We start from the raw sequence: 13,491 nt of genomic DNA, 5'->3' as shown, positions 1-13,491 counted from the left end.
ACCTATTCGATTAATATATCAATCTCATAAATGCTATAATTATTAGCTTCATCCAGCACTTTAAATGATAAGCGGTATTCTCCATAATAAATATCAACTGGGATATCCTCCAAAACGCGCACACTGTTTAAGCTTACTTGCTTTCCGCTCAGGGATATTTTATACATCTCACTATCCCAGTCGGTATCCCAACCTTTTAATGAACGTAGGCTGGCTATTGATACCTGGCACTCTTTTAAAGCGACATTATCGAAGAAGTTGGCATTTATTAAGATGGATGATCCTGGACTATAGGTCCCATTCTCACGCGTTATCTCAATATCAGCTGTCGGCTTTTCTAAGTCAACGCTTTTGTCATCGTCTCCACATGATGTCATTAAAATGGACAGAGTTGATGCCAACAATATTTTATTTAACCATTTCATAATCTAACTATTTAAAAAAGGACCAACTACATTATCAGGAAGAACCGGAAAGCTAATACAATCCGTTGCATCAGCTTCCGATTCTACTCCTGTCAACTAGTATTTACACTGATCCTTTATAATTGCTTATTTTTTAATAACCTTGGTTACATATGATTCGCTTCCAGACACTACCTCAACCAGGTAAACACCTTTAGACAAATGCCCAACATTGATGCGTTGCTCCGAACCATTCGATTTTACTTCCTCAACCATAGCACCTGTTGCATTCATGAAACGAATAGTAACAGCATCACTATTTTGCTGATTCCAACGCACCATTAAATAGTCGCAGGCCGGGTTAGGATAAATCTCAATCCGTCCATCTTCTACCGAATCAAAACCGGTGCGATTCACCACTGTAATCTTGAAGCTACCATTTAGTTTTGCACCGTGCTCATCAATACCTGAGATGGTCAGATCAACAGTACCAATAGTAAAAGGTGTTAATACAATGCCCGATTCGCCAACAAACAAGTCAATAATTTCCTCGTTGCTAAGTGATACATTATAACTCATTTCATCCATGTCGTAATCGGCAATCAATTCCTCAAACGGAATTTCATGAGCTCCATGCTCCAATACCATAACCGTATCTTTCAACTCGCCATAAGTAAAGTAAGGATCACGGTTAATATTAATCACCTCAATTGGATAGGTGAAACTGGTTTGCTCGCCATGCTCATCGGTTCCTACTAACTGGATGTCGTGCAGTCCCTGGGCAAAATAATCCGGCGTCATAGTTATTTCCACAACACCTCCTTCATTCGTTGTCATTTGCATCCAGTCTGCAGCTGCTTCCAATATCACTGTGTAACTATCCTGCTCCATGTCTTTCACTGAGAACTTAAGGGTTGAAGTTGTATTTTCCTCAATCATCTTATTGCCCTCAATGTGCTCAAAGTGTGGCCCTTTATTCATCAACAGATACAAATCAGCTGATAACTCTTTGGTTACAGGATCATTGGTTGTAATCACAATTTCAGCCTTATTAACATATTCCTGCGAATATGCTGCATCGAAAGTAATATCCAAATCAAATGTTTGCCCGGCCTCAACTGTACCTTGTTTTTGAGCTAACTTAAGCCAGGTCATTTCCTTAAACTCAAACTCATGTACTCTCACCAGAAAGGCGTTATCGTAGAACTGAGTCGCATAGATATCGCTCCATTCTCCCTCATACTGGAAGAAATAACGCCCTTCAGTCGCATTGGCATAGTCGTTGATTTTCCCCTGTGGATTACTCACTCCCAATGGATATTTTATGACTACATAAAAATCTTCTCCAGGATAAAGATAAACCGGTTCATCTAATGCAATCGTCTGAAATTTTCCAACGTCACCATAACCTTCTTCTTCATACTTCAGCGAGCCCTGCCCCACGATGCTTGCATGCTCAATAGAAGTTCCACCGGCCAGAATTTCAACATACAATGTACCTGTCGACTGACTTTCGTGACGGTACCATGTTTCAACATGCGATAAGAGGAAACCATCATCTGGTACAGTAAACTTAGTAGCCGAAATAAAGGCATTGGCAAATCCAAAACCTAACCAATTCTCAACTTCTTCTTTATCGGTATGCTTCAAAGTACGATTGTAAGCTGTAGTTGCTTTTAAGCCTGCGGTTCCAGCTACGGCAGCATCCTGTGCTAAAGCGGCCTTTAATACATCACTTGCAACTGTTGCCATTGGTGTGGCATAAGCCTCCTCCGGCGCTTCTTCGCCTCTGCTGAAGCGAAGTTTGGCGCTCCATTCAAGTGTGCTGCTACCATTGGTGTTTGCAACAGCGAGCTGACGCACCTCCTGATGTGTAGGATTATCTGCCATCACAATAACATCATCGCCAAGAGTGGCTACAGGTGGCAGTAGGCTTGTCATGCTAGCTGACCACGTTACGGCTACATTTCCATCAATATCATATATCATAGAAGAAGCTGATGATGAACCAACCTGTGCTGGCGAATAAGTCACAAAGCATTGCCATTCCTCACCCGGCTCAAGTATGGCTCCATCTTCAATTAGTAATTGACCCATAAACAGGTTCGCATACAATTGCTTTCCAATAAAATCATCCAAAGCAACATAACCTTCAGGGTATCCACTCACCATGTTTCCATTAGCCGGATAATAAAACTCAACTTTTAGGTCGCTGTCTGCCGTAGTTGTTGACGAAGCCAACTGAATAGCCTTGGTTCCCTCGTTTCTGATTTTGAAACCCTCAACATAGACTGAATCCTGCACATACCATACCTCAGAAGTAATGTTTTCAACAGTAATGTCAGGCTGACCAACAACGGTTAAATTAACTGGCAATTGCACATTAGGAGCATCTACTGAGTTATTAGCAATTGGCAGATCGTAATAATAATTACCATCGTAAAGATTCTTCGTATCCAAACGCATGGTTACCACTTTCTCCGATTGCGGTTCTACCACCTCTTTCTTAATTGGGAAGATAGAATATGAGAACGGTTCGTACGAGCCATTAAACAACTCGTGGTGCATTACCAGGCCTTCTTTTTCATCGGGACTTTCGATGCCTATGATACCATATACTTTAACTGAATCAAAATGACGGTAGTTAAAATCGATACGACCATTATCATGCAATACTATCTGGAAACTGTATGGTTTGCTCATAGCGCCAGTTAAGTCAACAAACTGATGGAAAGTAACCACAAACACATCCTCAAAACGGTGGTAATAAATACCAGTTTTTTCATAGGTAGTGCGCGGTGCGTTGTTATGAGGGCCAACCATTGGTGCCAATGCTCCGACAAACTTATCTTCAGCCGGAAATTCCCTCGGCATTTCAAATACATTTGTTACATCAACCGGCTCAATAAAAGTAATCCACCCCATTGCTCCAATGTAAATGGTATTATACTCTTGACCATAATAATAGAATGGCTGATCCAATGGCAGTGCAATGTATGGCTTTGCAGCACCACTATACCAAAACTCTTCCAATAAGTTAGACTCTTTCGCTACATCCAGAATATCTACCCAACCGTTTCCTGTTCCCATCGAATAGGAATAATCGTAATCACTTATTTCTCCAGTTTGGCCACCTGTGCTCACCGGATAACACCATTCGTTAGGCAGCACTGACACTTCCAACTGTCCTAAGCCGGTATTGGCAATTGTTACATCCACATCTTTAAACGAACGCGCATTCACTGTTTCTGTAAATCCTTGTGATGGATTAACTCCAATAACCGGATTCTCCTTTACATTAGCCAATAGCTCTACTTCAAAAACAGTTCCTCCTTCGAAAGTGATGGTTGCTGTTCCTGTGGCTTCTTTAGCCATCGAAGTGTTAGCTGCAATTGGCAAGTATATCGATTGACGAGGATTAACTGCGTAAGGAATAACTACATCGGTGCTAAAATCAGCTGATGAAAATGCGATACTAACAATGTCCTCGCTGGCCGTTCCTGTATTGATTATTTGCAGTGGTAGTTCAGCAGCCGATGTTTTTAAAATATCGCCGAAGTCAACCGTATCATTTGATAGCTGTAAAATAGCCTGGCCTCCTGAAATAAAGTTAGCTGTCACTTCAAAGATGGACATTGGATTATTTACATCATTGCTTACAATAGGTACACGTTGAAATACATCACCTTGTAAAGCATTCTGCGTATCAAACTCAAGCGTTACAGTAGCACTTTCGTTAGGCAATAATGTACCAAAAGCATTGCTTGCATTAACCACCATGTTTTCACCGGGATGCTTAAAGTGGAAATGCGAGTTATAATCTGTTGTAACACCAAATGATAATGGATAATCACTGTTGGAAGCAAATGCATGTTGTCCGTTTTCTTTATCTGTTATTCCAACAAAGTAGTTAGGCTTCTCGTTGTTTAGTCGTGCAACCTGACCAAACAGAATATCAAAATCTCCATTGGCATATAATACAATCTGCAAATTAACTGAACGACCGCCTATTGATATGTACTTGTAGTGAACTCTGAACTCTCCTTCTGAGCGCTCGTAAAACACAGCAGCTTGCTGACTGTCAAATTTGGCATCCATCATTGCAGCCGAAATCATATCCATTTCCCGAATGCGGCTTAACGTGGTGTTATTTCCATTATTAATACGAATGTTACCATTTTCACCAAAAACCAATACACCCTGTTCGTTAACCCATACTTTGTCGTAGAAACGATCATAAAACGGGAATGAGAATCCAAGATCCAATTCAACGGCATAATCCATACCCTTCACGTCATCAAGTATATTAGTTGCAGTGCTGATATCTTTCCATCCGTGCTCAATGCCTATCAAGTTTTGATAACTAGGTCCAAGGTCTAAGGCATAAGTATATGAATAGCCAAACTCATTAATTGGTCGTTCCAAGCCTTCTACATTATAACCCTCCGCAAAAGAAGGAATGGCATAGCTCAGCGGGTAATTACCTGTATTAGTAATATCAAATGAAACCGGTGCAACGGCATCGCCAACGGTTAATCCAGTGCCAATTGAGGCTGTTGCAGGCGTAATAGTAACCTCTGCTGGTTCTACTGCTGTACCGGCCAACTTAAATGAATGCGAATAGCTTCCATTATTCATCAGGATGTTTGCATATTGAGCACCCGCCACAGATGGTGTGAAAGTAATACGCACCGTTGCTTCACCTCTTGCCGGTATATAATGCGAACTGACACTGTTGACTTTGTAATCGGGATTGTCTGAACTAATTTGCCATTTGCTTAGAGAATAACCCGCATATCCTTCATTAACCACCTGGATATCCAAGGTTTTGGTTTTACCGATAAACAAATTTCCATAGTCAATGATAGACTGTGATTTAAGAATAGGATCATGCCCGTCAACATCAATGCTCACTTTCTCTTTTACCAACTTATTATCAGGATCATTAGAGGCAAAAATAACGTGCTCATTGTACGTTCCATCGATTAAATTATTTGCATTCACCGATAACTCCAAGGCCTCACTGCTATTACCAGACACTTCGCCCGCAGATGGAGTCAAAGTGATATAATCTCCCAAATGAGCCGATAAACTGCGTAAAGTTAAACTCCACACCCAATCGTCCGTCTCACCATAAATATCATTAACAAACTCCCAGGTCTGTCCGCCATTTGAACTAAACAAACACTGCTCTGAGTAATACTCTTCTTTTTCTTTAGTTAAACCCAATGGAAATAGGTTACCCGCAGGAGTGTGCACCACTACCCAGTAATAATTATTGGGTTCGAAATAAACCTGCTCTTCCACATCCAGATAATAAGCAATCTGATAGGCTCCTTCCGACTCAATATTCTGAGAAGTAATTAATTGGGCATCCTGTATTTGCGGGCCTTTATAAAACTCAATGGTTGCAGGTCCGTATTCAGGATCTATATTTAAATCCACCCAAAAGTTGGTTACATTAAATCCTTTCTCAACAAAAAAACGCGTTGCAGCCGAATTGGTCAGCGTCACATCTTCCTCGCCAATGTATACATATGATGCTGAAGACTTCAGCGTCAGACGATCGTCCATTTCCATTGCAACAGGCGCTTCAACTGTTTCATAACTTTCAACCGAGCTGGCCTGAATATTTGTACTAAAGCTTCTTGAAACGTTAACGGGTTGATAAATACCAAGATTATATTCATCCAGTTCTGTTGAAGCCAAGCCAATATATGAGCTCCACTTTAACAAGCCCTCATCGTTATTGTTTAGCTGAATAGTGGATGACACAATTGCATTGCTCTTTACATCAATAGCTAAAGCCGGCTCATTAACAAGCACTTCAAGGGATGGACCATTATTGGTAGCCACCATCTGCACATCTGACAATTCTGATTCATTTCCCCAACGGTCAAATGCCTTAACAGCAAAATAATAATTTGTGTTTGGCGCCAGGTCTTTAAGCGAATATTCTACTTTATCGCCAACACTGTCGAAATAACGTGTGATGACGGTTGAGGCTGCCGAAGCCAAAGTATTTGCATCAAATGGATTCTTACTCCAATATAATGTGTAGCTGCTTCCAATCTCATCGTCAGCATCAGCAACAACACTCCATTCTACTTTTGCCTCATCTTGTGATGTTTGAACTAACAAATCAGTCACCTTCGCCGGTGGATTACTCACCGAACCGGATTTCAAAGCCTTGGCCGCATCGATAAACCCGCTACCGTGCTTACCAACTTGGTTGGGCGTTAAATAGGGTTCCAAATCATTGACAGAAGTAACTAAATGGCGCTTAAGGCGATCAGCTGTGAATCCTGCACCACCATGCTCTGATACAACCAAAGCTGCAATACCGGAAACATGTGGACAAGCCATCGATGTTCCATTAGTAAATCCATACGAATTATCAGGGTAAGTACTTAACACTCCACCAGCTTCTGCATCACCTGTATAACCGCCCGGTGCACTAACATCAACCCATTCGCCATATGAAGAATAAGAGGCCATTTTATTGGTATAATCGATGGCTGCAACGGCCACTGTTGACTCATATGCACCAGGGTAATAATTGCCTTCAACCCCTTCGTTACCTGCAGCAAAAATAGCCACTCCGCCTTTCATAGGCGAGCCCTGATAAGCACCGGCTTCAGCAACAAAATAATCGATAGCATCCAATACCAACTGCTCATAAACATCCGGACTAGGCCAACCCCACGAGTTTTGTGCAATGACTGCTCCGTTATTAGCGGCATAAATAAGGGCTTCAGCCATTCCCCCTGGATTACCATTATTTACTAATATCTGGCATGACATCAGTCTGACACCAGGATTAATGCCATCACCTCCGGCAATACCACTCACTCCTTTGCCATTACCATTCACCGCACCAACCGTACCGGCCACATGCGTACCATGAAAATGAGGCTCTATTTCAGCCCTGTCTTTTGCAAAGTTATAGCCATAGATATCGTCAATGTAACCATTCCCATCATCATCAACGCCATTTTCGCCGTTTAACTCAGCATCATTCACCCACACTGCATCTTTCAAATCTTCGTGCAGAATATCAATACCGCCATCTATAATCGCAACCACAACATCAGACGAACCAGTTTGTGTTTTCCAGGCTTCAAAAAGATTAATGTCTGCACCGGCAACAGCCCCATCCAATACGGTTCCATCGTTGTGGTAGTGCCACTGATTTCCTAGCTTAGGATCATCAAAAGGCAAATTGTTAACCTGAGATGAACTAAATACGGCTGCGGGCTGTGCATCACCAAGTGATACTTCCCGAATCACTTCTGCATGCGATACTTCACCAAGCTTTTCGTATTCATTTACCACTTCCTGAGGATCAAAATCCGTATCATACTCTATTTCGTACCATAGATTCAATCCATAACGGCGATATTTCTCTTCAAACTTTGGTGCATAAGGAATGACACGTTGCATTCCACTGGCAGCCACCTTAGCCGACACGGCATCAAAAGCAACAATACCGGTTTCAATACCATTTTTGGTCGACTTTAGTTTAGAGAAAGATTTTAAACTAGCTGCTTCCAGCTTCACTCTAACCTTCCCTTTCAACTTTCCATCTACATACTGTTGGGCATTACCAACAGCTACTGCCATGGCCATTAGTATTACGGCCAAATGGAGTTTTAATAGTAGTTTTTGTTTCATTTGTAATGGTTTTTAATTACGTCGAACGTGACTCTGTATTGCTTTACCTTATCACCGAACATATCTTTTGCTCTCTTTGGAAAAACTGAAAAGCTATTATGAGCCTGATTAAAAAAGTCCGACTTCTTTTTTGAACAATGCAATCTAAGTGACGCTGTCTGGAGAGAAAATTAATGTAGCACAGTGATACTACTATCACCTGTTAAAAGCCCATAGAATTAGTACTATATACCATCTCAGAACCGTATAAATACCACTACACACAACCATTGAGTACTGATAGATTGATAGTTAAAGAATCCGGCAAGTGATTTCTTATAGCTAATAATTATATACTATTTTGAGGCCATTTAATACTGTTTGATGAATAACAATCCCCAAACATTTGTATCAAAAAGCCATAGGAACATACCGCCACTCTATCAACAAATAGGTGCCTGTTAAAACTTGAATAGAACAGAGGGAGTATACGAACTTTATAATTCGGAAAGAAATTTTATAAGGTTGACATCGGTATTGGTAATCCCTAGTTTTTTTCGAATACGCGATCGCTTAACCTCTACACTTTTTGTGCTTTGATGAATCAATGCTGAAATTTCTTTAGAGTTCATATTCAACTTCAGGAAAGCACATATTTTTAATTCAGAAGGGGTTAAATCTGGAGCTACTTTCTCCAGTTTCTTATAAAAATCGGTATGAACATTCTGAAAACGTAACTCAAACTCTTCCCATACTTCGGGCTCTGCCCCACCCTGTAAATCAAAAATAATACGCTGAATAGCATCACGGTTTTCGGTTTTCATCCTGGCTTTTAAGCGTAAAAGTCGCCCTGAGATATTATTGATCAACTCATGCTTCTTCAGCAAATACATCACATTCGTTGTCAACTCTTTGTTTTTAAGTTCCAGATCTTTCTCCAGACTTTCTTTCTCGGAATGAACACGTTTAGCCCTACTTTTCCACAAGTTAAAAAGCAATACAAAAATGACCAGCAGAAAAACAACGACTGCCAGGATTGCATACAGGGTTATCATCTGCTTAAAATGTGCTTCTGATTTTTCCTTTTGTAATTCCTTAAAATCGTATTCTAACTGAAGACGTGTAGTCTTCTCAACTACCGATTCATTAATAGCTTTCCTTTTGGTTTCGTAATACTGCTTCAAAGCTTCGTTGGACGCCTTGTAATTACCTTTTAATTCATATATATCAGCCTGATGCTTATAGGCTTTCTCCATGAAATTCAGGGACTCTACTCTCTCAGCATATTCGATAGCTAATGTATTGGCAACCTCAGCACTATCAATATCATTTACTGAAAGATAATATGCTGTTAGCAGATCATAAGAACTAGCTATTCCGAGGAGGTTGTTATCCGCCAGTCGAACATCTAAACCATCTCGAATATACCTTATGGCTTTTTCGGAAGCTCCACTTTTTAGATATAACTCACCCAGATTATTACTGGCAATACCTTGCTGAACCAAATCATTATTTTTTACCGACTCAACAAGAGCTTTCTCAAAATACTCAATGGCAGCATCATAATTCCCTTTTTCCATATAAATGCTACCTATATTGATATAGAAAATCTGAATCTGATTCATGTAAACATCATTTCCATCTGCCAATAGCTTTGAGTTGAGCTCCAAAGCTTCGTTAAAGTGTGCCAAAGCACCATCATAATCCTCCAAGTGAAATCGTACAGCTCCAAGGTTAAGCTCCAAACCAACCAAACGCATAAAATCTTCATTATCCTGTACCAATTTCTTTGACTGCAGAAACATTTCTGTTGCTTTGTCATAAGCACCCGAACGCAGAAATACCACTCCAAGATTATTTAAAGCATTAGCTTTGGGGTTATGCTCTTCAGTTTTCTCCGACTCCTCATAGGCCATATTAGCATACTCAAAACTCTTTTTAATATCAATGTGCTCATACATATCAGACACTTTTATGAGCAGAGTAACGCGCTCAGAAACATTATCTGTAGCCCTATACTTAGCCAACAAACTATCAACAGCGAACTGGTCTTGACCTGATGTAGTCTGGATGAAACTAAAAATGCAGATAAGAAGAATAATTACCTTATTTATTCCTGATTCATGTAATCGTAAAGTCATGTAATTCGTTTAAAATAGCCCCAAGTAATTCCTGATTTCTGAAAAAAGCAGTAGTTAAAGTATCCCCCGCCTTAGACGTTAGAAATATGGAACTGGTTGCGTCCGCATTAAAAAGATTTTATCTTCATAGCCGGGTTTCACATTAAATATACCAAATGAATCTTAAAATATCTCCTTTTAATACATTAAATACAAAAGAGTTATATAATTTTCTCCAACTACGTGCCGAAATATTTGTTGTTGAGCAAAATTGCGTATACAACGATTTAGACAGTAACGATGAGCAGGCGTATCACCTGATGGCATTTGATAACGATGACCTGGTAGGCTACGCACGTATACTACCTCCCGGCAGCCGCTTTAAAGAAGCCTCTATTGGACGTTTAGTGGTTCATAAAGATTTCCGTTTCAAAGGCCTGGCACGGCAATTAATGACCACTGCTGGCGATTGGGTATTTGAACAATGGGAGGTAAAATGCATCCAAATAAGTGCCCAAAAGTACCTCAAAGCTTTTTATGGCAGCCTGGGCTATCAAATTATCTCCGACGAATACCTGGAAGATGGTATTCCACACCTGAAAATGGAGTTACAAATCGATCACTCATAGTAATAAAACGACGCATTAAACCTATAAGCCCTAATTTTTCTACCTTTAGGCTAAATACTCAACAAACATGAAAGACCAAAAAGCCATACTGCATAAATGCCTGCGTAACGACTGGCCCGCATTCGTCATTGCAGGTACCGATATATGTGCGATTGAAACAATGGAAGCCTACCTGGATATTGCCAAAACCAAAGGTTGCAGTCAGGCGTTTTTAGACGATATGCAGCTGGTGATTGATGAGATGAAGCATTTTCAGCAAGAAGAACCTGAACACATTAAAATACCTGACTAATACTCTAAATGATAAAAAAACGATTCATTATCAAACCCTGGTTAATTGTTGGGATGCTGCTGGTCATTCCCACCTCGCTATTCACAGCCGTTGAGTTATTGAAACTGAATGACCAGGAGGAAGTTATTGAATCGATCTATACCAAACAACTGGAATCTGTATTATACTCCATCAATCAATACACCGATGACATTGCCAACAACTGGATAAATATTCTGTACAAAGACATTCAACCGGCAGACTATGAGGGCACACTGGAAAAGCCACTTAACAGCTTTCCCCAGGTGGAATCATTTATTCTCCACCCTTTGGATTCGGTGTCATTAAACCTGGATGATTTCCGGATAAGTAACGATACACTTAAGCAGGAAATTATTTCACAACTACAGACCAACAGTAATGAAATAGCTCAACTCAAACGGTATATGAAGAGTGGCTACCGTAAAATCATCGGCATCGATCTTGAATACAGGCAGCACCTCAGCATGCTGGTGTTTGTGAGTGAACAGCAAAACCATTATTACCTAAACATCCTGCTGGTTAATGCCCAACGCTTCATCAGCGAAGTCTTATCGCCACGGTTACAAATGGTAGCTGGCGACGACCTGATTATTGTAGTGCGCCACAGCAAAACCAATGAACTGATTGCCAGCAGCCTGCTAAACGAAGCCCCTGATGAAGTAATTAAGGAACAGGCTATCTGGCTATTGCCCGACTACCAACTGGGTATATTGCCGGTTGGCATTAGCATTGAACAACTGGCGCGCGACAGAGCCAGGCAGAACATTGGCCTGCTCATATTGGTCGATCTGCTGCTCATTGCCGGTGCCTGGTTGTTTTACCGCAATGTCAAACGCGAGCTGCATCTGGCTAAGGTAAAGTCTGATTTTGTTTCGAATGTATCGCACGAAATACGCACGCCGCTGGCACTCATCAGCATGTATGCCGAAACACTTCAATTGGGACGCCTGAAAGATGAAAGCAAGCGCCTGAAATATTATGACATCATCTATCGCGAAACGCAAAGGCTATCTGGCATCGTCAATAACATCCTCAATTTCTCGCGCATAGAAAGTGGCCGCCAGAAACTAAGCTTTGGACAGGTAGCTTTAAATGAAGTGGTGGACGAAGTGTTAACCAATTACCACTATCATTTTAACGAAAAAGGCTGTAAAGTGATGCAAAACCTGTCGCCGGAACTAGAGCCAATTAAGGCTGACAAACAAGCCATTACTGAGTGCCTGATAAACCTGGTGGATAACGGTATTAAATACAGCGGTGACAATAAAGAACTGACCATATCAACCGGAAGAAAAGGCAAGTACCAGTTTATTGAAGTCAAGGACAAGGGCATAGGCATATCACCCAAAGAGCAGAAACACATTTTCGATAAGTTCTACCGGGTAACCAAGGGTGCCCTGGCTCACCATGCCAAAGGTTCGGGCTTAGGCCTAAGCATTGTGATGCACCTTGTAAAGGGTCATAACGGACAGATTGAGCTGGAGAGTGAGGAGCATGCAGGTAGCTGCTTCCGTATACTCTTCCCCATTAATAACCAAACTACAAAAGGATGATGAAACGCATTTTAGTTGTTGAAGATGAACCGGATATGCAATCCGGCATAAAAGATAATCTGGAGTTTGAAGGCTACGATGTTGATACGGCATCCGACGGAAAAGAAGGCTTGCAAAAGATATTGACTGATAGCTTTGATTTGGTTTTGCTCGATGTTATGTTACCACATATCAGTGGCTTTGATGTATGTAAAAAAGTAAGGCACGAGAACAACAACACGCCCATCATCTTTTTAACCGCTAAAGGAGAAGAAATAGATAAAGTGATAGGACTTGAATCGGGTGGTGACGACTACCTGACCAAACCCTTTAGCCTGCGTGAACTGCTGGCACGGGTTAAGGCTGTGCTGCGCCGCACCGAAATGCAAAACCCATCTGCCACAAACCATGAAACACAGGTTGGTCGTCTTAAAGTAGATTTCGGCACATATACGGCCTGGGTGGATGGTGAACAGGTAAAAATGACCAGCAAGGAGTTTGAAATACTTCAGTACCTGCTGAAACACAAGAATGCCACTATCAGCCGCGACAGTCTGCTCGATAATGTATGGGGTTACGATTTTCAGCCAACCGCACGCACCATTGACAACTTCATATTGAAACTGCGACATAAGATAGAAGACAATCCCAATGATCCCCAAATTATCATTACCGTGCATGGCATGGGCTATCGCCTGGTTCATAATTAGATTAATAATCAAGATAAAAGACGCAAGATATAAGACTCAAGCATGACATCTTATTTTAAGGATCACATCTGGAATGCAAATGCTAATAAAAGATGCGAGCTTGATGACATAAGACTCACACACATAATCC

At 41.0% G+C, this 13,491-nt stretch carries 7 protein-coding genes; 4 read left to right on the top strand and 3 right to left on the bottom strand.

Going from position 1 to position 13,491, the window contains the following annotated elements; translation table 11 throughout:
- Positions 1-2: 2 nt before the first annotated feature.
- From KEM09_RS18865 to KEM09_RS18855, 3 genes are all read right to left on the bottom strand, one after another.
- On the bottom strand, positions 3-425 hold the full coding sequence (locus KEM09_RS18865; RefSeq protein WP_212230683.1) for a DUF4625 domain-containing protein: 423 nt from the start codon (positions 423-425) through the stop codon (positions 3-5).
- Between the two features lie 126 nt (positions 426-551).
- A complete protein-coding gene (locus KEM09_RS18860; RefSeq protein WP_212230681.1) occupies positions 552-8,078 on the bottom strand; it encodes a S8 family serine peptidase in 7,527 nt (2,508 codons plus the stop codon).
- 476 nt (positions 8,079-8,554) lie between these two features.
- A complete protein-coding gene (locus tag KEM09_RS18855; protein ID WP_212230679.1) occupies positions 8,555-10,198 on the bottom strand; it encodes a tetratricopeptide repeat protein in 1,644 nt (547 codons plus the stop codon).
- 155 nt (positions 10,199-10,353) lie between these two features.
- Here KEM09_RS18855 and KEM09_RS18850 point away from each other — a divergent pair, with 155 nt between their 5' ends.
- From KEM09_RS18850 to KEM09_RS18835, 4 genes are all read left to right on the top strand, one after another.
- Positions 10,354-10,806, top strand: coding sequence for a GNAT family N-acetyltransferase (locus KEM09_RS18850; RefSeq protein ID WP_212230677.1), 453 nt, complete (start codon positions 10,354-10,356; stop codon positions 10,804-10,806).
- A gap of 67 nt (positions 10,807-10,873) precedes the next feature.
- Complete coding sequence (locus KEM09_RS18845; protein ID WP_212230675.1) at positions 10,874-11,098, top strand: hypothetical protein; 225 nt, start codon at positions 10,874-10,876, stop codon at positions 11,096-11,098.
- 8 nt (positions 11,099-11,106) lie between these two features.
- Positions 11,107-12,672 (top strand): sensor histidine kinase, encoded by a 1,566-nt coding sequence (locus tag KEM09_RS18840; RefSeq protein WP_212230673.1) that lies wholly within the window; start codon positions 11,107-11,109, stop codon positions 12,670-12,672.
- On the top strand, positions 12,669-13,361 hold the full coding sequence (locus tag KEM09_RS18835; RefSeq protein ID WP_212230671.1) for a response regulator transcription factor: 693 nt from the start codon (positions 12,669-12,671) through the stop codon (positions 13,359-13,361). The genes KEM09_RS18840 and KEM09_RS18835 overlap by 4 nt, the downstream gene beginning before the upstream one ends.
- Positions 13,362-13,491: the final 130 nt, after the last annotated feature.

Source organism: Carboxylicivirga mesophila, assembly GCF_018271975.1.
Classification (GTDB): Bacteria; Bacteroidota; Bacteroidia; order Bacteroidales; family Marinilabiliaceae; genus Carboxylicivirga; species Carboxylicivirga mesophila.
The sequence above is the reverse complement of the archived record's forward strand: the minus strand, read 5'-3'. Positions and strand labels throughout refer to the sequence as shown.